Raw genomic sequence first — 23,674 nt, 5'->3', positions numbered from 1 at the left:
CAACGCCTCGCCAGACGACGAATTCATCTTAATGGGAGGACTACAATGCTTCGACGTACCCTGCTTGGCGCCATCAGCGCGCTAGCACTTCTCTCGGCCAGCGGCATCGCTTCGGCCCAGGAAAACTATAATATCGCACTGATTTCCAAGGGCTTCCAGCACCAGTTCTGGCAGGCCGTGAAAGCCGGTGCCGACAAGGCTGCCGCCGATCTTGGCGTGACCGTGACCTTCGAAGGTCCGGAAAGCGAAACCCAGGTCGATCGCCAGATGGACATGCTGGCCGCCGCGCTGTCGCGTAACCCCGACGCCATCGGCTTTGCCGCGCTGGACAGCCAGGCTGCAACGCCGCTGCTGCAGCAGGCCAAGGACGCCGGCATCCCGATCATCGCATTTGACTCCGGCGTCGATAGCGACATTCCGCTGACCACCGCGACCACCGATAACGTGGCCGCCGCCGCTTTGGCGGCCGACAAGATGGCCGAGCTGATCGGTGGCGAGGGCAAGGTGGCCGTCGTCGCCCATGACCAGACCAGCCGCACCGGCATCGATCGCGTTGACGGCTTCGTCAACCGCATGAAGGAAGCCTATCCCAAGATCGAAGTTGTGAGCGTTCAGTATGGCGGCGGCGACCAGCTGCAGTCGACCGAAATCACCAAGTCGATCCTGCTGGCCAACCCCGACCTCAAGGGCATTTTCGGTGCCAATGAAGGCTCGGCCATCGGTGTTGCCAACGGCAAGACCGAACTGGGCAGCAAAATCGTTGTCATCGGCTTCGACTCCGGCGCGGCCCAGAAGGGCATGATCACCTCGGGCGTGATGAACGGCGCCATCACCCAGAACCCGGTCGGCATCGGCTATGAAACCGTCGCCGCCGCCGTCAAGGCGCTCAAGGGCGAAACCCTGCCGCCAATCATCGACACCGGCTTCTACTATTACGACGCTGCGACCATGGCTGATCCGGCCATTGCTGCCGTGCTGTACGACTAAGATCTTTCGCTACTCTCGCAGTCGACACCCTCCCCTTGCGGGGAGGGATCAAGAGTGGGGGAAGTTTGGCCCCTAGATCAGGGCTAAACGACCCCCCTCCTAGCCTCCCCCGTCAAGGGGGAGGTACCGTCCGGCGTATCTGGTGGGCGCCAGCCCAACCTCACCCTGGGAGGACCAACTGCAAGGAATTTCCATGGCTGATCTCACCGGTAAAATCGTTCTCATCACCGCCGCCGCTCAAGGCATTGGCCGGGCTTCGGTGGACGCCTTCGTGGCTGCTGGCGCCAAGGTGATTGCCACCGATATCAACGCGGCCAAACTCGCTGAGCTTGACGGCGTTGCCGCGGTGACGACGCGCGTTTTGGACGTGCTGTCGGCCGATGCGGTGAACGCAGCGGTGGCCGAGATTGGCCGGATCGACGTGCTCTTCAACTGCGCCGGCGTGGTGCATTCCGGCGCCGTGCTGGAGATGAGCGACAAGGACATGGACTTCGCCTTCGACCTCAACGTCAAGGCACAGATCCGCACCATCAAGGCCGTGCTGCCGCAGATGCTGGAACGCCAGGATGGCGCCATCATCAACATGGCGACGGTCGCGAGCTCCATCAAAGGCGTGCCCAACCGCGCCGCCTATTCGATTTCCAAGGCCGCAGTGATCGGGCTGACCAAGTCGATCGCTAGCGACTACACCACCAAGGGCATCCGCGTGAACGCCATCTGCCCTGGCACGGTGGACAGTCCCAGCCTGCACGAGCGTTGGCACGCGACCGGCGATTTCGAGGCGGCCAAGGCAGCCTTTATCGCCCGCCAGCCGATCGGCCGTATCGCGCGCCCTGAAGAGGTTGCAGACTTGGCGGTTTATCTGGCCGGCGCGACCTATACGACGGGCCAGATTCACATCATCGACGGCGGCTGGACCGCCTGAGTTCAGGACGCCCGGCGCACCGCAGTTGCCGACACCATCACCCGATTTCGGCCGGCGGCCTTGGCCGCATAGAGCTGCCGATCGGCTTCATTGAGGATATCATGCAGGCTTTCGCTGCTCGCGAGATAGCTGGCGACCCCAAGGCTGACCGTGACGGTCGGCGGCATGCGGTTTTCGAACGCCAGTACCGCGACGGTCTTGCGCAGGATTTCGGCGACGGCCGTGGCGCCGGCCGTATCGGTCAGCTGCAGCAGCGCAACGAATTCCTCGCCACCGAAGCGCGCGAAACAATCGCTGGCGCGCAGCGCAGCCTGGCAGGCTTGCGCCACATCGCGCAGCACGCTGTCGCCGATGCTGTGGCCATGCGTATCGTTGATGGCCTTGAAGTGATCGATATCGATCATGACGATGGTGAAGGGCGTACCGCCCGCCTTGGCATTGGCGAAGGCCAGTTCGGCCTGCGTCATGAACGAGCGGCGATTGGAAACGCCGGTGAGCGCATCGGTTTCCGCCGCCAGCTTGAGCGCCGCCTGTGTCGTGTTCAGCTGAAATGCCATCTTGAAAGCGATGGAGCTAAGGCCCGGCGCTGTCAGCGCAGGCGAAACCACGGCAACAATCATCCCATACCAGAAGAAGTCTTTTGGCCCCGGAATCAGCAGCATGACGACAGCGGTGGTCAGCACCGATCCGACAATGGCGACCAGGGTTCCAAATGCAACGGCACCCGACATGCCCAGTCCCAGCAGCCACACATAATAGCGGTGATAGGTCTGCCTAATAATCTTGTTCATCACCCTGCGTCCCCGTCGTCCACCGTGGCTCGCGAACAATGCCATGACCATTGCTCCGTCCCGTTAATCCGCATGCTTAACGCAACCCTGCGTCGCAGTTTTTCAGTTCAGTCGAGTTTGAAATGACCAAGATCACCTCCCTCAAAACGCACGACCTGCGCTTCCCGACCTCGGCTTCGCTGGATGGCTCCGATGCGATGAATCCCGATCCCGACTACTCGGCGGCCTATGTGATTCTTGGCACCGATGGCGACCATGAAGGCCACGGGCTGACCTTCACCATCGGGCGCGGCAACGAGGTGGTGGTGGCGGCGATCAAGGCGTTGCAGAGCCGGGTGATCGGGCTGGAGCTGAGCTGGATCGCTGAAAACCCAGGCCGGTTCTGGCGGCATGTAACCGGCGACAGCCAGTTGCGCTGGATCGGCCCGGACAAGGGCGCCATGCATCTGGCAACCGGCGCCGTGGTCAATGCGGTGTGGGACCTGTTGGCCAAGGAAGCCGGCAAGCCAGTGTGGCAACTGGTCGCGGACATGACGCCCGAGCAACTGGTCGCCATCGTCGATTTCCGCTACCTCACCGACGCCATCACGCCGGAAGAAGCGCTGGCAATTTTCCGTAAGGCCGAAGTCGGCAAAGCTGAGCGCATCGCGAAGCTCAAGGCCGAGGGCTACCAGTGCTACACCACGTCGGCCGGTTGGCTCGGCTATTCCAACGAAAAGCTGAAACGGCTGGCCACCGAGGCAGTGGCCGAAGGCTTCCAGCATATCAAGATGAAGGTGGGTCGCGACCTCGACGACGACATCCGCCGGCTGGAAATCGTGCGCGAGATTATGGGGCCGGACCGGGTTTTGATGATCGACGCCAACCAGGTCTGGGAAGTCGATCAGGCCATCGACTGGGTCAAGGCGCTGTCGCGGTTCAACCCGTATTTCATCGAGGAGCCGACCAGCCCGGATGACGTTTCGGGCCATCGGGCGATCCGCAAGGCGATCGCGCCGGTCAAGGTCGCGACGGGCGAGATGTGCCAGAACCGGATTTTGTTCAAGCAGTTCATCAAGGATGGCGCCATCGACATTGTGCAGATCGATGCCTGCCGTATCGGTGGGCTCAACGAGGTGCTGTCGGTGCTGCTGATGGCCGCCAAGTTCGGCCTACCGGTATGGCCGCATGCCGGCGGCGTCGGCCTGTGCGAATATGTGCAGCACCTGTCTATGATCGATTATCTGGTCGTGTCGGGGACCAAGGAAGGCAGGGTGATCGAATATGTAGATCACCTGCACGAGCACTTTATCGAGCCGTGCGAAATCAGGAATGCTGCCTATATGCCGCCAAAGCTGCCGGGATTTTCGATCCAGATGAAGGCGGAGTCGATCGCGGAGAATGAGTTTAGCGGCTGAGGTTTTGACCGATACTCTTCCCCCTTGAGGGTTGAGTCCTATCTCGCTTTCCCTCCCCTCAAGGGGGAGGGTGGCCGCCCAAGAAAATTGTCCTGAGGCAAGCGTCAGTACGTCATCCTTGCGGTGACTTTACCCCAGGCGCCCATATCGCCCTCGATGAGGTGCGCGGTCGCCTGGGGCGCGAGCGCGCGCGCACCGGTGATGATGACCTGGCCAGCCTGCAATGGCAGGCCGCGCGAAGCAGCGTGGCTGGCGAGCCAGCGCACGGCTTCGACGATGGCCGCCCAGTCGGCGCCAGTGTCGGTCGATTTGGCCTCGACGCCGTCAAGGCGCAGACTGACTTTTAGAGTGGCAAGATCGGCCTTGATGGCATTGTCCAAGGCCGACCCCACCACTACCGCGCCATTGCTCTGCAGGTCGCCGTTTTTGGCCATGCTATCGATCTTGTCACGATCAACGAACGGGCTTCCGACCATTTCCATGGCTGGGTGAATGCTGGCGATTGCCGCCTCGACCTCTGCCGCTTCGGCGCCGGCAGGCAGGTCGCTGCCCAGCTTCACCGCCACTTCAATCTCCGCCAGCACGAAGCGATGCTGGGTGGAACTGATACTCTCGCCGTCGACGTAGTAGCGGTTGGCCGGGATCGGCGAGCACATCGGCTCCCCTTGACCACCGGCCATCACTTTCCAGCCGCCGACCGGTCCGGTGTGGGCAATGATGGCATCCTGAATGGCGTAGATGCCGGACCGGTCGGTCGGCACCAGATCGACGGGAAAGCTCTCGACCAGCGGGCCGCCATCGTGGCCGGCAACCAGGCGAGCGGCGAAATCCTGAAGTGTTTCGGTCATGTTCAGTTCGCCCACTCGCCGCCGCGCATGACGGGCTCGGTTGTTCCATCGGCATGCACGCCGTTGATGTCGATCTTGTCGCTGCCGATCATCCAGTCGATATGGATGTTGGAGGTGTTGCCGCCCTGTGCCGAAATCTGTTCCTGGGTGAGGTCCTTGCCGCCTACGAAGCAGTCCGAATAACACTGGCCCTGCGCAATGTGGCAGGACGCGTTTTCGTCGTACAGCGTGTTGAAAAACAGGATGCCCGAGGCTGAGATCGGCGATGAATGCGGCACCAGGGCCACTTCGCCGAGACGACGGCCGCCCTCGTCGGTATCAAGCACTTTGTTGAACAGGTCGCCGTTTTTGCCGGCCTTGAACTCGACCAGCTTGCCGCCCTCGAAGCGGGCCTGCATTTCTTCGATCAGCGCACCATTGTGGCTGAGCGGCTTGGTGCCGGCGACATACCCGTCAACGCGCAGCTTGTGCGGCGTGGTGAAGACTTCCTCGGTCGGAATGTTGGGGTTGCAGGTGATGCCATTCTTCGCCTCCGATGCGCCGCCCTTCCAGCGATGGCCATCGGCGAGACCAACGGTGAGATCGGTGCCGGGGCCGGTGTAATGCAGCGAGGCAAAGGACTTGCCGTTGAGCCAGGTCCAGCGCTTTTTCAAGTTGGCATTATGCTCGGCCCAGGCGGCGATCGGGTCGTCCTGGTCGACGCGTGACGCCTTGAAGATGGCATCGGCGAGCTTGCTGACGGCCTCCTCTTCGCTGTCGTTGGGGAACACCAGCTTGGCCCAGGCCGTCGTCGGATAGGAGACGATGTTCCAGTTGATGTCGAAGCCGGTGATCAGCTGCAGCGCCGGCTTGTAGGCGGCCGAATTAGCGCGCATGGCGCGGGTGACTTTTTCAGGGTCTTGGCCGGCCAGCATCATCGGATTGTCGCCCGAGATGGCAAGACGCGCGGCGTTGTTCTTGAAGGCGTCGGCCATGCCCGAATAGAGCCAGCCGGCGGCCTTGTCGAAGCTGGCGCTATTGGCGTGCTTGTAGCGGGCGAGGGTGGCTTCCTCGTCGGAATAGATGGTGGTGACGAGACCGGCGCCGGCCTTGTAGGCATGCTCGGTGATGCGACGGACCAGCGGAGCGGCGGTCATCGGCGCGGTCATCACCAGGTCCTGGCCCTCGGCGAGTTGCAGGCCGACCTTGATGGCGACCTGAGCGAGCTTGTCGAGCTTGACGGGATCGATAGTCATTTGGGCGAATGCCTCTTGGTTTTTGAGTCTGGTTGGCAGGGAGGTTACCGCCCGGTTGCGATCATTGCCACCCGCACCAATCGGAAAATCCGTTGACCTGGATCAAGCGCGAAAGTCGGGGTGGGAGGAGGGTGCGGCAGGTTTTCAAGGAGACGGGCAATGGCTGCAGGATTGGTGCTGGGCGCCGTGGTGGGAATGTTTGGCGTGTTCATGGTTGGGCTGGGATACGCGCAATGGGTGACGCGTGATGTGGAGGTGTTTCGGGCGGGGAAGTGAGAGCGTCCTTGTTGGGGGTACCCTCTTACTCAACACCTCACCTCCGCGAACGCCCCCTGTGTCTTTTCCGCATCATCACCTGTGCGCTATCAAAATACCCCGTTGGCAATTGCAGACGGTTTGGTTACAAAACGTCCACTGCTATAGATTCAAGCTGGGGAGACGTGAATGCCAGTAATGTTCATCTGCCTCCCTCGCATTGGTATGACCAGACTTTAGGTTATTGCCATTCGCGGCCCCCCTTGCGGCCGCCAGCGGTTTCCCCTTTACAGCCCGATTGATCTGACGGGATTATTTCGCCCCGTTCTGGCTGTGCTTTTCATCTCTCTGTTTTGAGGGCCGGTTGCCGGAGAACGGTGCCGGACTGCCAATATGAGTTCCAAGAAGCTCTTCAAGGCCGACGCGTTTTCCAACGTGCTCGGCTTTACTTTCCGTCACTGGGCCAAGCAACCGGTTCGTGCGGCTTTCATCGCCCTGCTCGTGCTGGCGGCAACGCTGGCCGAAGCGTTCAGCCCCATTTTTGCAGGCCGGCTGGTCGACGCCGTTGCTTCGGGCAGCGGGCAGGACGACGCGTTCTGGATTCCGGCCGTCACTGCCTTCGCGACCATGACTGCGCTGTATCTCGGCTCAGTGATCCTGCGGCAGTTCGTGTTTTTCAATTTGATCCCGTTCACGCTCAAGGTAATGAATGACGTCATCACCGATGCGTTTGTTCGGGTGCAGCGTTTCTCGACCGACTGGCATGCCAACAGCTTTGCCGGCTCGACCGTGCGCAAGATCACGCGCGGCTCGGGCGCCATCGACCTGCTCAACGACGTGCTGCTGATTGCGCTTTTGCCCTCACTGGTAATGCTGGTTGGGGCCAGCGTGATCCTGGGCATGTTCTGGCCGGTGATGGGCCTCGTCGTGGGGCTCGGCTCGCTGATCTATGTCGGCGTCACCACCTGGTTGTCGGTAAGCTTTGTCGCGCCCGCCGGCACGCTGGCCAATAGCTGGGACACCCGCATGGGTGGCGCCCTGGCCGATGCTGTCAGCTGCAATTCGGTGGTCAAGGCCTTCGGCGCTGAAACGCGCGAAGAAGCGATCCTCGCCAAGGTGGTCGGCAAGTGGCGCAAGCGCACCAAGCGGCTGTGGCAGCGCGGCACGCTCAACGGCGGTGCGCAGGGCCTGATGATGGCCGTGATGCAGGCGGCGATCCTCGGCACGGCGCTGTTGCTGTGGCAGCAGGGTGCGGCAACGCCAGGCGATATCACCTTCGTTCTGACCATGTTCTTCGTGTTGCAGGGTCACCTGCGCGACGTCGGCCAGCACATTCGCAACCTGCAGCGCTCGGTCAACGACATGGAAGAACTGGTGGCGCTCGACCGCCAGACCTACGGCATCGAGGACATGAAGGCTGCGCCGGAAATCCGCATCGGCGAGGGCGCCATCGCCTTCGACAACGTGACGTTCCAGTATGGTTCGCACCGCACGCCGCTGTATCGCGATTTCTCGGTCAAGATCGAGCCGGGGCAGCGCGTGGGCCTTGTCGGGCATTCTGGGTCGGGCAAGACGACCTTCGTCAAGCTGATTCAGCGGCTCTATGACGTCAACCAAGGCGCCATCACCATCGACGGGAGCAACATCGCCGATGTGCAGCAGTCGAGCCTGCGCGGGCAGATTGCTATCGTACAACAGGAGCCGATCCTGTTTCACCGGACGCTGGCCGAGAACATCGCCTATGCCCGCCCCGGCGCCACGCGTGCCGAGATCGAGCTGGCGGCGGAGCAGGCCAATGCGCATGACTTCATCGTCAACCTGCCCAAGGGCTATGAGACCATGGTGGGCGAGCGCGGCGTCAAGCTGTCGGGCGGCGAGCGTCAGCGCGTTGCCATTGCGCGGGCGTTTCTGGCGGATGCGCGGGTGCTGATCCTCGACGAGGCAACCTCGAGCCTCGACAGCGAGAGCGAAGTGCAGATCCAGGAGGCGATGGAGCGGCTGATGGTCGGGCGGACGACGCTGGTCATCGCCCACCGGTTGTCGACGGTGCGGGCGCTGGACCGGCTGCTGGTGTTCGACAAGGGTCGCATCGTCGAAGAGGGCGATCACCAGTCGCTGATCCGGCTCAATGGCGGGATTTACCGGCGGCTGTTCGAGCGGCAGGCGCTGGAACTGACCAAGGGGCTGGTTGCATAAAAACAGGAACGCCGGGGTGTGAGCCCCGGCGTTTTGTATTTCGACGATGCCTAACAAACTTCGATGTCATCCCGGCCTTGAGCCGGGATCCATCCTGAGATGTCTGGATGGACCACCTTGCGGCGGCGGCGTTATTTCGGGATGGGCCCCGGCTCAAGGCCGGGGTGACACCGTGGATGTTGGACGATTGGCGGCTACAAGTTCAGAGTTAAGCAGCGCGGGACAGGCCGCGGCGGGCGGTGGGGGTCTCGTTGACCTTGAATATCTCCACAATCGCGTCCAGCTGGGTGGCCTGGTTTTCGGTCTGCTCAATGGCGGCGTTCATTTCTTCAACGAGCGCGGCGTTGTGCTGGGTCATTTCATCCATCTGGCGGACGGCGATGCTGACTTCGGTGATACCGGTCGACTGTTCCTGGCTGTCGCGTGAAATGCCTTCCATCAGGGTCGAGCTGGAGCGGACGCCTTCCAGCATGCCGTTGAGGCGCTCGGCGGCGTCGGCAACCAGGCGACTGCCGTCTTTGACTTCCTTGGCGCTCTGCTCGATCAGCACCTTGACGTCGGCCGAGGCCGAAGCGGCGGACTGGGCCAGGCGACGAACTTCGACGGCGACGACCGCAAAGCCCTTGCCGGCATCGCCCGCACGGGCAGCTTCGACCGAAGCGTTCAAGGCCAAAAGATTGGTCTGGAACGCGATGTCATCGATCAGGCCGATGATGTTGGAAATCTTGGCCGAGGAGGTTGTGATCCGCTCCATGGCGCCGGTCGCCTGAGCCATCACGGCGCCGCCCTGTTCGGCCGAGATGGTGACCTTGGTGGCATTGCCATTGGCATCCTGGGCGCGCTTGGCGTTTTCCATGACGGTGGTGGCGAGCTGCTCCATGGCCGCCGAGGTCTGTTCGATGGTCGCGGCCTGGCGGGTGGTGCGTTCGCTGAGATCGTTGGCGCCGGCGAGGATTTCGCTGGTTGCGGTTTTCAGCGAGCGCGACGTGCCGCGCAGCTGGGCGACGATGTCGGCCAGCTTTTCGGCTACCGCATTGGTGTTGTTCTTCAGCGCTCCGAAGGCGCCTTCGTAATGGCCGGTGACGCGCTGGGTCAGGTCGGTATTGGCGATGGCCGACAGCACGGTGCCGGTCTCGGCCAGGCCGCGGTCGACGGTGTCGACCAGGCCATTGACGCTGTTGGCAAGGTTGTTGAGTTCGCTATCGCTGAAATCGGTCGGCACGCGCTGGGCGAAATTGCCGGCGCTGGCCGCCTTCATCACCGAGCCGAGTTCGGCCTGCAACAGCGACATCATGTCGGCGCGTTCGACGATCGACAGGTTGCGGGCGGCCTCTTCGGCGCTGAGGGCGGCGACGCGCTTGGCGTTCTGGCGGAACACTTCGACGGCACGGGCCATGGCGCCGATTTCGTCCTTCGCGTCGGCATTGGCAATGGAGATGTCGAGCTTGCCATCGGCCAGTTCGCTCATGGTCTGGGTCAGGTTACGAACCGGATTGACGATGGTGCGGCCGCCGATCAGCAGGCTGGCGCCGACGCCCACGATGATGCCGACGGCAGCCGAGATGGCGAGGGTCAGCTTGGCGTTGAACGCCGACGCTTCGGCACTGGCGCGCATGGTGGCCATCTGCTCACCCGAATAGGTGCTGTAGACCTTGATCGTATCGGTGACGACGAGCTGGGCTGCGAGAGCCTTGGCAAGGGCGTCACTCATCGCGTCGGGATCGAACGGCTGGGCGGCCGCGACGGTCAGCATCTCGTTGATCTTGCCGAAATAGGCATCCATCACCGGCTTTACGGCCGCGAGCTGGGTGAGCTGGGTAGCATCGGCGGCGGCTTCGATGGTGGGGAAGCGCGCCTTCATTTCGGTCTGGCGGCGTTCGGCCTGGGCGACGAAGTCGGCATTGGCCGGGTCCAGCGTCAACTGGTAGGTCATGCGGCTGATCGCGATGACGTCCATGCGCAGGTCCATGGCTTCGCGCGCCGCGACTTCGCTGGCGCCGACGCGGTTCATCACGGTGGTCAACGAGCTCAATTCACGCCAGCCGATGGCGGCGATGGCGGTGGCGACGACACCCATCAAAACGACCGTCAGAACCAGCTTCTGCAGGACCGGAATATTGCGGAAATTCATTGGAAGTACCTGTGCCCGAGTCAATGTCCGCGGCCCCGCCTTCAGACTTGGCAACAGGAGTCTGTGAAACTGCTTAAATTACTGTGAAAGCGGGCGGTTTTGGGCTGTTCGCATGGCTCCCATGCGACTGTGGCGCGAGAGTATTGGACCGCGTTTTACGAACAATGCCTTCGGCGCCAGCTTCATGGCCGATCGGTCGGCGCAGTCTATATATTGTTCAACAGCAGAACTTCGAGGACTTCGTCATGATCGACGCTTCCGTACAGACCAATGTCAAATCCAAGCCCATCCTGCCGCTGACCTCGGCACTGGGCACCGTGCATATCGCCGTAACGGACCGCAGCAAGGCGCTGGAGATCTGGCAAGACGTGGTCGGGCTCGATCTGATCGCCGAGACCGGCAACGAACTGTCGCTCGGCGCCGGTGGCAAGGTGCTGATCGTGCTCGAAACGGGTGCGACGCGCCGATCGGTGCCGCGCACCATCGGGCTGTATCACGTTGCCATCCACGTACCCCACCGCGTCGACCTGGCGCAGATGGCGGTGCGGGCACTGCAGCGCAATGTGCGGATTTCACCCACAGACCATCTCGTCTCCGAGGCGGTCTATCTGTGGGACCTCGACGGCAATGGCATCGAGATCACCTTCGAGACGCCCTGGCGCGGCACCCTGGGCGACCCCGACAAGGGCCAGACCTATGCCGTGACCACCGAGGGCAAGTCGCATTCCGGCCGCGAAGCGATCGATCTCGACGGCCTGCTGGGTGAACTGGGCGAGAAGCCGGTTCTGGTTGCCCGCATGCCGGCCGGCACGCGCATCGGCCATGTGCATGTGCATGTCAACGATCTCGGCCTAGCGATGAATTTTTATCGCGACGTCATCGGCTTTGCCGGCTTCCTGATGATCCATTCCTTCGGCATGGGCGATGTCGGGCTCGACTACATGCCTCATACGGTGGCGTTCAACATCTGGTCCGGCCCCAATGCGGCGCTGCCGCCGGCCGGAGCCGCCGGCTTGCGCTGGTTCACCATCGTGGTGCCGGATGCGGTGACGCTAGCTGGTGTCAAGGCACGGCTTGTTGATGTTAAAGCCCCGGTGTCCGCTATCGAGGGTGGCGTTGAAACGCAGGATCCCTTCGGCAACCGGATCAAGGTTTTGGTGGCGTAACGCTTCCTCCATCGACGCTAACATGTTAGTGCTCCCGCTCAATGATCGGGAGGATATTTCATGCGGGCTATATCATGCGCTGCGCCGGGTGAACTGGCGCTGATCGAGATCGAAGCGCCACAGCTCAAGCCCGGCTGGGTGCGGGTCGGCATCAGCCACATCGGCATTTGCGGCACCGATTATCATATCTACGAGGGCAAGCACCCGTTCCTGAAATATCCCCGGGTCATGGGCCATGAGCTCAGCGGCGTGGTGCGAGACGCTAATGGTGCGACGACGTTGGCCAATGGCGATGCGGTAGTGATCAACCCTTATCTGCCCTGCTACAATTGCCCGGCCTGCCGCGAGGGCAAAACCAATGCCTGTGAAACCCTGACAGTGATCGGCGTGCATGGCGACGGCGGCATGGCCGAAGAAATCACCCTGCCGGAAGCCAATCTGTACCGGGCCGAAGGCCTCAGCCTGCGCGATGCGGCCATGGTGGAATTTCTCGCCATCGGCGCCCATGCCGTGCGGCGCACCGAGCTCAAGGCCGGCTGGCGCGTGCTGGTGGTCGGGGGTGGCCCCATCGGGTTGGGCGTGGCGTTCTTTGCGCGCATTGCCGGCGCCGATGTGACCATTCTTGATGCAGCGGCAGACAAGCTCGAGGCAGCGCGCGGCTTCGGTTTTGGCGCAGCGGCTTTGGACGAACGCGACGGCGTGGCGTTTAAATCCAAGATGAGCAGCGGCTTTGACGCCGTGTTCGATGCCACTGGGGCCATTCCGGCGATGAACCAGGCCGTCGGCTATTGCCGCAACGGCGGCGCGCTGACTTTGGTCGGCGTGGTCAAGGGAACGCTGTCTTGGGAAGACCCCGAAATCCACAAGCGCGAACTGACTATTCGCGCCTCGCGCAATGCGACACGCGAGGACTTCGACCATGTGATGGCGTCGATACGCAATGGTGGTGTACCGACTGATAGACTGGCGACACACACGACGAGCTTTGACGATGTGCCGCTCAACCTACCCAAATGGGCGCACGACCGGAACGGGCTGATCAAGGCCATCATTACGGTCTAGGTGGGGGTGCTACTGCACCAGCTTGGGATCGACCAGAGCGCCCTTTTGGCCGATGACTACGCCCGCAACGCGGTGGGCTGCTTCGGCTGCTTCCTGCAGCGACTTCCCGGCCAGGCGCGCGCTCAAATATGCCCCGTTGAAACTGTCGCCCGCCCCCGTCGCATCCACGACGTTCGCACCCGGTTTTGGTGCAACACGCACCCGCTCGCTTGCCGTGGCGATCAGCGCTTTGCCGGCACCGTCCTTGACTACAACTTCCTCGACGCCGAGTTCGAGATAGCGATCGGCGGTGTCATCGATCGAGGTGTCGCCGAACAGCGGCGCTTCGTCGGTGTGGGTGGGCAGAACGATATCGCAGAGTGTGGCGGCGGCGGTCAGCACCGAAGTCATGACGCGCGGACTGGTCCACAGGGCCGGTCGGATATTGGTGTCGAACACGATCTTTGCGCCGGCGTCGCGCGCCTTGACCACGGCGCCGAGCAGCCGCCCACGGGCGCGCGGTGCCAGGATGGCGAGGGTAATGCCCGAGAAATACACCATGCTGGCGCCCTTCACCGCGGCGGCGAGGGCATCCTTGTCGTCGGCCAAGAGCTTGGCGGCACTGGTATCCCGCCAATAGGTGAAGTGGCGGTCGCCCTTGTCCTGGTGGATCATATAGAGGCCGGGGCGGCGGCCGGGCACGGTGCGGATATGGCCGGTGCCGATGTTATTGGCATCGAGAAAGGCGCGGATGTCACCGGAATAGCGGTCGTCGCCGAGGCCGGTGACATAATCCACCGACCAGTCATCGCCGAGCAGCGCGCGCATGTACCAGGCGGTGTTGAGCGTATCGCCGGCATAGCCGAGGCGATACTGGCGATCCTCGCCGCCGCTCATCTCGATCATGCATTCCCCGATGCTGACGAACCGCTGTTGTGTCAAAGCGCTTGCCCTCCCTTGCGTGCTAACTATTCAGTCGCGTTTCTGGGTCGGAAAACCGGTGCCCACTTTTCCTCGAAACGCTTTATGGCTTATGCCGGTAAAGCCGATTTGGCTGCAAGCCACTATCTTCCATACAAGAACGGAAGGTCCTATGGTGGCGCTACTTTTATTCCCGGAGTCGATCATGACGCGTTTGAGCGCCAGCACCCTTGCAAATGCCCCCGCCGGGGTCCGCGTGCCCGATTATGATCGCAGCCAGATCACGCCGGGCATCGTGCATCTGGGCATCGGCGCGTTTCACCGGGCCCATATGGCGGTCTATGTCGACGACCTGCTGAAGCATCATCCGGATTGGGGCATCGTCGGCGCCAGCCTGCGCCGGCCCGATACCAAGGAGGCGCTGGAGCCGCAGGACGGGCTTTATACGGTGGCGGTACGCGACGCATCGGGCACCCATCCGCGCATCATCGGCTCGATCATCAAGGTGCTCGATGCCAATAGCCAGCGCGAGGAATTGCTCGCGCTGATGGCCAGCCCGCAAATCAAGATTGTGTCGCTGACGGTGACCGAGAAGGGCTATTGCCACGATCCGGCGACCGGCGAGCTGGACCAGCACCACCCCGATATTATGCATGACCTGGCTAATCCGACGGCGCCTAAATCGGCGCCTGGCATGCTGGTCGAGGCACTCGCGCGGCGTCACGCGGCCGGGGTTACCCCCTTCGCGGTGATGAGCTGCGACAACCTGCCGAGCAACGGCGCGACGGTAAAGCGTATTGTCGCCAAGTTTGCCGCCCTGCGCGAGGCGGCTCTCGGCGAGTTCGTGGCGGGCGTGGCTTTTCCCGGCACCATGGTGGATCGCATCGTGCCCTCCACCACCGATGCCGACCGCGATATGGTCGCCGGGCTGATCGGCGCCGACGACGCCTGGCCGATCATGACCGAGCCCTTCACCCAATGGGTGATCGAGGATCATTTCCCCGATGGCCGCCCGCCGTTCGAACTGGCGGGTGCGCAACTGGTCGAGGACGTTGAGCCTTTCGAGCGGATGAAGCTGCGCATGTTGAACGGCTCTCATTCGACCATGGCCTATCTGGGCTACCTCGCGGGCTATGAATATATCTCGGACGTGATGGGCGATGATAACTTCGTCGCACTGATCCATGGGCTGATGACCGAGGAAGCCATGCCGACGCTGGACATGCCGGGGGTCGACCTCGGCGCCTATCGCGATCAGCTGCTCGACCGGTTCCGCAATCCGGCGCTCAAGCACCGGACCTGGCAGATCGCCATGGATGGAAGCCAGAAGCTGCCGCAGCGGTTGTTGGGGACCATCCGCGATAGGCTTGCGGCTGGGCAGCCGTTCGAGCGGCTAGGCCTCGGGGTCGCGGCGTGGATGCGCTATGTGATCGGGATCGACGAGAAGGGTGAGACCATCGATGTGCGTGATCCGCTGGCTATGCGGATGATGGCGATTGCAGCGGATGCGGGCGATGACGCGGAGGCGCTGTATGAGGGGCTGGCAGCGCTAACCGAGGTGTTTGGCAGCGATCTCGGCGATAATCAGACCTTCGGCGAGACAGTCGCGACGCATCTCGATGATTTGTTCGAGATCGGCGTGGCAGAGACGGTAGCTGAATTGGTCGAGACTAGCGCGACGCCCTAAAGCGCGAGACAGCCTGATTCGGTGTTGTAATCAGGATGATAGATAATGAAGCTGTCTCGTGCCGCTGCCTGAGCTTCGGCGACAGTGCGCGGCAGCCATTCCGTGACGATAATCGGCGCGAAGGGATCACCCGGCGTCGCTGTGGTGACCAGACAAACGTCTTCCACCCCAGCTGGCGGCGTTATGATGATGATGTCAGCGGGCAGCATCTTTTTAACTTGGCCAGGGGGTATTTTGTGCCCAGGCTTGTGATGCGCCGTAGCACTCGTGGTAGCAACGAGCAGCGTAAGGCAGGTTGCGATGAAGACGCGGTGCATGATTTGTTCCTTGCGTTGACCTCTCTCAAACGCGTCACCAAGTCATTCGTTTCACACCCGCCCCTCCATCGCCCGATCGAAAATCTCCAGTGCGCGATCCCGGGTCAGTTCGATCGGATTGCCGCTGGCGGTCGGATCGATGATGGCCATGTCGGCGATCAGGTCCCGCTTGGTGCCGTCGACCTTGAACTGGGCGAGGGTATGCGGCACGTCGAGCCGCAGGCGCAGGCTGATGACCGCATGCTGGAACGCCTCAAAACTTGGTGGGAGGCCGAGATAGGCCGACAGGCGCGCGACGCGGGCCTCGATGGCGCTGCGGTTGACCGCCAGCACATAGGGCATGAACACCGCATTGGTCATGCCGTGATGGGTGTCATACAGCGCCCCGACCGGGTGGCTGAGGGCGTGAATGGCGCCGAGGCCCTTCTGGAAGGCGGTAGCGCCCATCGCGGCGGCGCTCATCATGTGGCCGCGGGCTTCGACGTCGAGCGGATCGGCAAAGACCTTGGGCAGGTTCTCGAACACCAGCCGCATACCTTCGACGGCGATGCCATCGGCCATGGGGTGATAGCCGGGCGCGCAATAGGCTTCGAGGCAATGGGCCAGCGCGTCCATGCCGGTGCCGACCGTGATGAATTTGGGCATGCCGACGGTCAGTTCGGGATCGGCGATGACGATCCTTGGCATCATCAGCGGGTGGAAGATCACCTTCTTGGTATGGCTCTTTTCATCGGTGATAACCCCGGCGCGGCCGACTTCCGAACCAGTGCCGGCGGTGGTCGGCACCGCGACGATCGGGAAAATGCCGGCCGGATCGGCGCGGGTCCACCAGTCGCCGACATCCTCGAAATCCCACATCGGGCGGGTCTGGCCGGCCATGAAGGCGATGACCTTGCCGACATCGAGACCCGAGCCGCCGCCAAAGGCAATGACGCCGTCATGGCCACCCTCGCGCAACACCTTGATGCCAGCCTCGACATTGGCCGAGATCGGGTTGGGTTTGACGTCGGCGAACAGGCCGACGGGGATGCCGGCGTCCTTGAGCAGCTTGAGGGTGTTCTGGGTAATCGGCAGGCCGGCGAGGCCGGAGTCGGTGACCAGCAGCGGCCTGGTAATGCCGGCGCTCTTGAGGGCTTCGGGCAGTTCCGCAATGCGGCCGGGGCCAAACTTGATGGCGGTCGGGTAATTCCAGTTGGCTTTGGTCATGATGGCCTCGTTGTTCTCGGTCTCGTTTTATCCACCGTGTCATCCCGGCCTTGAGCCGGGATCCATCTCGAGATGTTGGTCCTGCCGCCAGGTGGCTTGTTCGATCGACCTTGCGGCTGCGGCTTAATCTCGGGATGGGCCCCGGCTCAAGGCCGGGGTGACATCGAGTGTGGGTTCACGCTGGTGGTTACACCCGCTTCAAATGATAGCTCTTGGGCTGGGTCAAATTCGCATAACCTATCTCAGATAGCCCGCCACCCTTGCCGGTATCCTTGACCCCCGTCCACACCAAAGCCGGATCGAGATAATCGCAGCGGTTGGCGAAGACGGTGCCGGTTTCGATCTGGGTGCCGAGCTTGGCGGCGGCGTCGAGGTCTTCGGTCCAGATCGAGGCGGTAAGGCCGTATTGGCTGTCATTCATCAGGGTGATTGCCTCGGCGTCGTCGGCCACTTTCATAATACCGACGACAGGCCCGAAGCTTTCCTCGCGCATCACCGACATCTGGTGGTTGACGTTGGTCAGAACTTCGGGCGCCAGGTAAGGCGAGCCGGGCTTGTCGAGATCGTGGCGCGTATTGAGATGGCGGGTGGCGCCGCCGCGAATGGCTTCGTCGGTCTGCTGGCGGACGTGGTCGGCGAAAGTGCCGCGCGCCATCGGGCCGACGATGGTGTCGGCATCGAGCGGGTTGCCCAGCGTCCAGCCGCGCGCAGTGTCGATGAAGCGCTCGACGAAATTGCCGTAGACGCTTTCGTGCACATAGATGCGCTCGACGCCGCAGCAGCTTTGGCCGGAGTTGAAGAATGAGCCGTCGACCAGGTTTTCGACGGCATTGTCGAGATTGGCATCGGCGCGGACATAGGCGGGGTCCTTGCCGCCGAGTTCGAGGCCGAGCGTGGCGAAGGTGCCGGCGGCGGCTTTTTCGATACGGCGGCCGCCTTCGACCGAGCCGGTGAAGTTGATGTGGTCGATTTGGCCCGAGCCGATCAGTTTTTCGGTATCTGCGTGGCCCAGCACCAGGTTCTGGAACAGGCCTACCGGCAATCCAGCGCTTTCGGCGGCGGCGCCGAAGCGCTCACCGGCGAGCAGGGTTTGGGACGCGTGCTTGAGGATGATGGCATTGCCTGCCATCAGGCCCGGCACGATGGAATTGACCGCGGTGAGGAACGGGTAATTCCACGGAGCGATCACCATGACGGTGCCCAGCGCTTCGCGCGTGATGTAGCGGGTGAAGCCGTCTTTCTCGGGCTTGATCGATGGCGCCAACGCCTCGGCGGCCAGTTCGATCATATAGCGGGCGCGTTCCTCGACGCCGCGTTTTTCGCCGCCGAAACGTACCGGCCGGCCCATCTGCCAGGCCAGTTCGGGCACGATATCGTCATTCATCAGCAGCAGCGCATCGACGAAATGCGTCAGGATTTTCTGGCGCTCGGCAATGGTGGTGTCATGCCAGGCGTGACGCGCGGCCTTGGCGCGGATGACGGACGCTTCGATTTCAACGGCAGTCGTGACCGGCCGCTCGGCATAAACGCTGCCGTCGATGGGGGAGATGATCTTTACAGTGTCAGTCATGTGTTCCGAACTCGTCCAACCCACGGTGTCATCCCGGCCTTGAGCCGGGATTCATCCTGAGATTTGTGTCTTGCCGCCAGGTGGTCCGTTCGAACGACCTCGCGCCGGCGGTGCTATCTCGGGATGGGCCCCGGCTCAAGGCCGGGGTAACATCGAGTATGTCATGCATTCTGTGGCAGTGATGCGTCTAACTCCGCTCGAAGCCGCGCTTGAGTTCCCAATCGGTGACGCGGCGGTCGTATTCGAGCTGTTCCCATTCGGCAGTGTGAACGTAATGCCTGATAACGTTCTCGCCAAACGCGTCCTTGAGCATGGCCGAGTTGCGCAGGGCGTCCGTCGCTTCGCGCAGCGTCTTGGGGATTTCGCGCAGTTTGTCTGTCACATAGGCGTCGCCGACGAAGGCTGGCTCAAGCGGCATCTTCTCCTCGATGCCTTCGATGCCGGCAGCAATAAGCGCGGCGATGGCGAGGTAGGGGTTGAGGTCGGCGCCACCCATGCGGCACTCGACCCGGATGGATTTTGAATGTTCGCCACAGAGGCGGAAGCCGGCGGTGCGGTTGTCGGGTGACCAGATTGCCTTGGTGGGGGCGAACGTGCCGGCCTGGAAGCGTTTGTAGCTGTTGATATAGGGCGCAAGGAAATAGGTGATTTCGCGGGCATAGGCGAGCTGGCCGGCCATGAAATGCTTCATCAGCTCGCTCATGCCGCGCTCGTCCTTGCCGTCGACGAACAGCGGCTTGCCGGACTTGTCGGCCAGCGACATGTGGATGTGGCTCGATGAGCCGGCCAGCGTGTAGTCCCACTTGGCCATGAAGGTGACGGCCTTGCCCTGGGCCCAGGCGATTTCCTTGGTGGCATTTTTCAGCACCACATGACGGTCGGCCATGGTCAGCGCGTCGGAGTATTTGACGTTGATTTCTTCCTGGCCCGGGCCCCATTCGCCCTTGGAGGATTCAACCGGAATGCCGGAGGCCTGCAGATGCTTGCGCAAAGCGCGCATCACGCCTTCTTCCTTGGTGGTCTGGAAGATGTGGTAATCCTGGATGTAGTCGCCGGCAGTCTGGGCCTTGGCGTGTCCCCGCTGGCTGATGGTACGGTAATCCTCGTCGAACAGGTAGAATTCGAGTTCGGTGGCGGCATTGCAGGTGAAGCCCAGGGCAGCGAGGCGCTCGATCTGGCGGCGCAGAATAGCGCGCGGGCTGTGGGCGATCGGCTCGTGATGATGGTGATCGCTGAGATCGCAGAGCACGATGGCAGTGCCTTCGAGCCAGCTCGCCTTCATCATCGTGGCGAGGTCGGGCTTCATGACGAAATCGCCATAGCCCTTACCCCAGTTGGCGGCCTCGTAGCCGGGCACCGGCTCCATGTCGATGTCGTCAGCCAGCAGGTAGTCGCAGCCATGGGTTTCGTCTTCGGCGACTTCCAGGAAATACTCGGCCTGGAAGCGCTTGCCGATCATGCGCCCCTGCATGTCTGGAAAGGCCACCAGCACGGTGTCCATCACTCCGGCAGCGACGTCTTTCTTCAGCTCGGAAAGCGTGTACGGCATGGGGAATTCTCCTCGTTATTTGAGTGGGGGCCGCGCCATGGCGCAACCCCCTTTGGCCCTAGGCCTTGTGTCCCAGCGCGAACTCTTCTTCCGGCGACATGATCAGCTTGTGACGGCCGACGAGCGCGAAGTAGGCGATGAATACCGCGAACCAGATCGCCACGCCGAGGATGCCGGCGCGATAGGCGGCGTCGCCAGTGACCTGGAAGTAGATGGTGATGGCCGCAATGATGACCGTCAGCGCAGCGCCGGGAATGCCGAACGGATTGCGGAACGGCCGCTCCATGTTGGGCTGGTTGCGCCGCAGCATGATGAAGCTGATGCCCTGCATGATGTAGCTGAGCATAGCGCCAAATACCGCCATGTTAAGCAGGGTAAAGCCGATCACCGAGCCTCGGTTTTCTTCGCCAGCGAGGAACCAGACCGACATGATAACGACAAGGCCCAGCAAGGCACCTGCGACCATCGCGACATGCGGCGTCTTGCGGGTGGTGTGGGTGACCGACAGGAAGGTTGGGAAATAGCCGGCGCGGCTGAGCGAGAAGATCTGCCGGCCCTGAGCGAAGATGATGGTGTGGAACGAGGCGATCAGCCCCAGCACCGCAACCAGCGCAAGACCCTTGGCGATGCCGTCGCCATAGATGGCGCGGAAGCCGTCGAGCAGCGGTTCGCCCGATGAGCCGAGGGTAAACGAGCCAATGCCGATCACCGACGGATTGAGCGTCAGGATAGCCAAGGCCGAGACCACCAGCGTCAGGAAGCCAGCGATAATGCCGCGTGGCATGTCGCGTTTCGGATCCATCGATTCTTCGGCTGCTAGCGGCAGTTGTTCGATGGCTAGGAATAGCCATACGGCGAAGGGCAGGGCGAAGAATACGCCCATGATGCCATTTGGCAGGAACGGCCCATTACCCTCGGGTAATTCCACGCCGCCTTCGCCGATATTGAGCGCCCAGCGCGAGAAATCAATGTTGGGAATGGCCGAGAACCAGAACACCAGCAAGCAGGCTAGTGCCAGCAGCGTCACCACCAGCGTTACGCGGAAGCTGAGTGCTACGCCCCACACGTTAAGGCCGACGAAGACGATATAGGCCAGCACCCACCAGACGGGCTGGAAGCTGTCCGGCGTTTCGAAAATGCCGGTGAGATAGGAGCCGATGAAGAACACGATCACCGCTGGGGTGAGCACGTACTCGACGTTTTCGGCCAGACCCGTGAGGAAGCCGCCCCATGGGCCCATGGCGGTGCGGGCAAATGAATAGGCTGCTCCGGTATGGGGCAGGGCGGGGCTCATCTCGGCGATGGCAAAGGTCAGGCCGAGATACATGATGCCAATGATGACGGTGGCGATGAACATGCCACCCCAGCCGCCCTGCAGCAGGCCGCCGTTCCAGCCCGAGAAATGCCCCGAGATGACGGCGCCGACGCCCAGCGCCCACAGGTGCCAGACATTGGCGTGGCGGATCAGCCCGCGCTTTGCAAAATAGTCCTTGTCGCGCGTCGCGTAAGCGACACTGCCGACCTTTTTCGTCTCAGCCATAGTCACGTCCCCCTGAAAATGAGCCCGGTATGCTTAGACTGACATTGCCCCTTTGCGCGCGACCCGCGCCGTTTCGAGGCAATGCGCCAGCCGGACTGACCATTGGGTCACGCCGGCAGGTTCGAGAATTTCGTCATGGCGGATTTCGATCATGGTGGCCTGAAGGCCGCGACCGTCGCCGTGTTTTTCGAGCGTCAATGTCACGCCATTATGCGCGGCATAAGGCTCGTTCCAACCCACGTTCAGCGACGGGTCGTCATTCCTGAGGGCATCGTAGAGTGCGCTGGTGTAGCCCGTGTCGAGGCCATGGATCAGTCCGATCGGCCACGGGCGTTGCACATCGTGATAGACCGGTGTGAAGGAGTGCATGCAGACAAGGATGGTCTCGCGACCGGCATGGCGGCGCGATTCCAGCAGCGTTTCGATCGAGGCGTGATAGGGGCGGTGAAAATGATCGATGCGATACTGCCGCTCGTCAGCTTCGATATTTTCATTGGCGGCAATGCGCGTGGTTTCCGACAGGGTCCAGATCAGGTCCGGCGCGGTGAGCTCGCGGTTGCAGTCGATGATCAGGCGGGAGACAGTTGACTGCACCAGCGGCGCATCGAGCATCTCGGACAGCACTCGGCTGACCGACAGCGCGCCCGGGTCCCAGGCGATATGGCTGAGCCGCTCGGTCTGGCTTAGGCCAAGGTCATCGTACTTCGTGGGGATACGGTTGCTGGCATGGTCGCAGACAATCACGAAGGGCGAAGCCCCGCGTGCATTCGAAACCAGCACAGCCTTTTTACCGCTAACGTCCAACTTGGCCCCGGCGAAGCAATAGTCGCATTTGTAACAGTAGTTTCACACTGGCGATGGGTGTCAATGGGGCGGCGAAGAAGCGGCGAAGGCGAGCCCTTGTTGGGGTACCCCACCTAGCCGCCCCCTGATGAGGGGGAGGCATCTCATCGAGTATTTGGCACTGTCTCGCCAAAGGCGCCGGCCAGATTCCTCCCCTGTTCAGGGGGAGGTCAGGTGGGGGTATTCCTGCTACCCCGTCAATCCGACTTGTGCAGTTTCAGGAAGTACTGGGCGCTCATCGCGACCTTGTTGTCGATGTCGCCGATCGCCCTGGCGTCCTTGCCGGCGAAGGTCAGCCGATCGAGTACCGTCTGGATCACGTTGATCCGGCCGCGACGCTTGTCATTGGCGCGGATCACCGTCCAGCGCGAATGCGGCAGGTCGGTACGCTTCAGCATCTCGTCGCGCGCCACGGTATAGTCGTCCCACTTGTGCAGCGCGTCGATATCGATCGGCGACAGCTTCCACACTTTAAGCGGATCGTGGCGCCGGTCATGGAAGCGCTTAAGCTGCATTTCCCGCCCGATCGACAGCCAGAACTTGAAGAAGTGAATCCCGTCCCTCGTGATGCGCTTCTCGAATTCCGGCGCCTCTTCGAGGAAGTGCTCGGTCTGCTCGGGCGTGCAGAAGCCCATGACGCGCTCGACGCCGGCGCGATTATACCAGGAGCGGTCGAACAGCACGGTTTCGCCGGCCGCCGGCAACCAGTCGACATAACGCTGGAAATACCACTGCGTGCTTTCGCGATCGTTGGGCTTTGGCAGGGCCGCGATCAGGTTGTATCGGGGATTGAGGTTTTCCAGGTAGGTCTTGATCGTGCCGCCCTTGCCGGCTGCATCGCGCCCCTCGAACACCACCATGACGCGCTCGCCGCTCTTGGCTAAGTGAGCCTGCAGCAGCACCAGTTGTTTTTGCAGTTCATACATCTGGGCTTCATAGATTTCGCTATTCAGCTTATCCTCGTAGGGATAACCGCCCGAGGCCATTGCATTCTTCTTGATTGACTTGGGCAGTTCGGGATTTTCGAGGTCGAAGCCGTCGAGAGGGTCGGTCACTGGTGTCGCTCCGT

At 62.1% G+C, this 23,674-nt stretch carries 19 protein-coding genes; 7 read left to right on the top strand and 12 right to left on the bottom strand.

The genetic code is table 11. The features are described from left to right. Positions 1-45: 45 nt before the first annotated feature. On the top strand, positions 46-987 hold the full coding sequence (locus WH91_RS10035) for an ABC transporter substrate-binding protein (protein ID WP_046170830.1): 942 nt from the start codon (positions 46-48) through the stop codon (positions 985-987). Positions 988-1,180: 193 nt separating this feature from the next. Continuing rightward, the gene (locus WH91_RS10030; RefSeq protein ID WP_046170829.1) at positions 1,181-1,912 is read left to right on the top strand and encodes an SDR family oxidoreductase; all 732 of its coding nucleotides are present in this window, start codon (positions 1,181-1,183) and stop codon (positions 1,910-1,912) included. 2 nt (positions 1,913-1,914) lie between these two features. Here WH91_RS10030 and WH91_RS10025 read toward each other — a convergent pair whose 3' ends face one another. Next, the gene (locus tag WH91_RS10025; protein WP_052952723.1) at positions 1,915-2,703 is read right to left on the bottom strand and encodes a GGDEF domain-containing protein; all 789 of its coding nucleotides are present in this window, start codon (positions 2,701-2,703) and stop codon (positions 1,915-1,917) included. Positions 2,704-2,825: 122 nt separating this feature from the next. On the opposite strand from WH91_RS10025, the gene WH91_RS10020 reads away from it, so the two are divergent. Next, entirely contained in the window at positions 2,826-4,100 is a 1,275-nt protein-coding gene (locus WH91_RS10020; RefSeq protein ID WP_046170828.1) for an L-fuconate dehydratase, read from the top strand. Positions 4,101-4,204: 104 nt separating this feature from the next. On the opposite strand, the gene WH91_RS10015 is transcribed toward WH91_RS10020, so the two are convergent. Both WH91_RS10015 and WH91_RS10010 read right to left on the bottom strand, forming a co-directional pair. Beyond that, positions 4,205-4,948, bottom strand: coding sequence for a fumarylacetoacetate hydrolase family protein (locus WH91_RS10015; RefSeq protein WP_143078031.1), 744 nt, complete (start codon positions 4,946-4,948; stop codon positions 4,205-4,207). 2 nt (positions 4,949-4,950) lie between these two features. Next, positions 4,951-6,183, bottom strand: a complete 1,233-nt coding sequence (locus WH91_RS10010) for an aminopeptidase (RefSeq protein ID WP_046170827.1) — start codon at positions 6,181-6,183, stop codon at positions 4,951-4,953. A 648-nt stretch (positions 6,184-6,831) separates the two neighbouring features. Here WH91_RS10010 and WH91_RS10005 point away from each other — a divergent pair. Beyond that, positions 6,832-8,634, top strand: a complete 1,803-nt coding sequence (locus WH91_RS10005) for an ABC transporter ATP-binding protein (protein ID WP_046170826.1) — start codon at positions 6,832-6,834, stop codon at positions 8,632-8,634. A gap of 208 nt (positions 8,635-8,842) precedes the next feature. On the opposite strand, the gene WH91_RS10000 is transcribed toward WH91_RS10005, so the two are convergent. Next, entirely contained in the window at positions 8,843-10,765 is a 1,923-nt protein-coding gene (locus WH91_RS10000) for a methyl-accepting chemotaxis protein (RefSeq protein WP_046170825.1), read from the bottom strand. A gap of 245 nt (positions 10,766-11,010) precedes the next feature. Between WH91_RS10000 and WH91_RS09995 the strand changes: the two genes are divergently transcribed. After that, entirely contained in the window at positions 11,011-11,931 is a 921-nt protein-coding gene (locus tag WH91_RS09995) for a VOC family protein (protein WP_046170824.1), read from the top strand. Positions 11,932-11,991: 60 nt separating this feature from the next. Further along, on the top strand, positions 11,992-12,993 hold the full coding sequence (locus WH91_RS09990) for a zinc-binding alcohol dehydrogenase family protein (protein WP_046170823.1): 1,002 nt from the start codon (positions 11,992-11,994) through the stop codon (positions 12,991-12,993). 9 nt (positions 12,994-13,002) lie between these two features. Here WH91_RS09990 and WH91_RS09985 read toward each other — a convergent pair whose 3' ends face one another. Beyond that, positions 13,003-13,914 carry a sugar kinase gene (locus WH91_RS09985; protein WP_280140225.1) on the bottom strand — a complete coding sequence of 304 codons (912 nt, stop codon included), beginning with the start codon at positions 13,912-13,914 and terminating at the stop codon, positions 13,003-13,005. A gap of 184 nt (positions 13,915-14,098) precedes the next feature. Between WH91_RS09985 and WH91_RS09980 the strand changes: the two genes are divergently transcribed. Continuing rightward, positions 14,099-15,580: a mannitol dehydrogenase family protein gene (locus tag WH91_RS09980; RefSeq protein WP_074797330.1), complete on the top strand. Its 1,482-nt coding sequence runs from the start codon at positions 14,099-14,101 to the stop codon at positions 15,578-15,580. On the opposite strand, the gene WH91_RS09975 is transcribed toward WH91_RS09980, so the two are convergent. The 7 genes from WH91_RS09975 to ppk2 all read right to left on the bottom strand — a co-directional run bounded on the left by WH91_RS09975 (position 15,577) and on the right by ppk2 (position 23,660). Continuing rightward, a complete protein-coding gene (locus WH91_RS09975) occupies positions 15,577-15,897 on the bottom strand; it encodes a hypothetical protein (protein ID WP_046170820.1) in 321 nt (106 codons plus the stop codon). The two genes, WH91_RS09980 and WH91_RS09975, sit on opposite strands and share 4 nt — an antisense overlap. Positions 15,898-15,948: 51 nt before the next feature. Then, on the bottom strand, positions 15,949-17,103 hold the full coding sequence (locus WH91_RS09970; protein WP_046170819.1) for an iron-containing alcohol dehydrogenase: 1,155 nt from the start codon (positions 17,101-17,103) through the stop codon (positions 15,949-15,951). 187 nt (positions 17,104-17,290) lie between these two features. Further along, positions 17,291-18,697 (bottom strand): aldehyde dehydrogenase family protein, encoded by a 1,407-nt coding sequence (locus WH91_RS09965; protein WP_280140226.1) that lies wholly within the window; start codon positions 18,695-18,697, stop codon positions 17,291-17,293. 163 nt (positions 18,698-18,860) lie between these two features. Continuing rightward, on the bottom strand, positions 18,861-20,222 hold the full coding sequence (locus WH91_RS09960) for a glutamine synthetase family protein (protein ID WP_046170817.1): 1,362 nt from the start codon (positions 20,220-20,222) through the stop codon (positions 18,861-18,863). 58 nt (positions 20,223-20,280) lie between these two features. Beyond that, complete coding sequence (locus WH91_RS09955) at positions 20,281-21,762, bottom strand: amino acid permease (RefSeq protein WP_046170816.1); 1,482 nt, start codon at positions 21,760-21,762, stop codon at positions 20,281-20,283. 33 nt (positions 21,763-21,795) lie between these two features. Next, positions 21,796-22,542 carry an N-formylglutamate amidohydrolase gene (locus tag WH91_RS09950; protein ID WP_244542314.1) on the bottom strand — a complete coding sequence of 249 codons (747 nt, stop codon included), beginning with the start codon at positions 22,540-22,542 and terminating at the stop codon, positions 21,796-21,798. Positions 22,543-22,802: 260 nt separating this feature from the next. Further along, the gene (gene ppk2 / locus WH91_RS09945; protein WP_046170814.1) at positions 22,803-23,660 is read right to left on the bottom strand and encodes a polyphosphate kinase 2; all 858 of its coding nucleotides are present in this window, start codon (positions 23,658-23,660) and stop codon (positions 22,803-22,805) included. Between the last annotated feature and the right edge of the window lie 14 nt (positions 23,661-23,674).

Source organism: Devosia psychrophila (assembly GCF_000971275.1).
Taxonomy (GTDB): domain Bacteria; phylum Pseudomonadota; class Alphaproteobacteria; order Rhizobiales; family Devosiaceae; genus Devosia; species Devosia psychrophila.
This window is presented reverse-complemented; position numbering and strand designations above follow the sequence as displayed.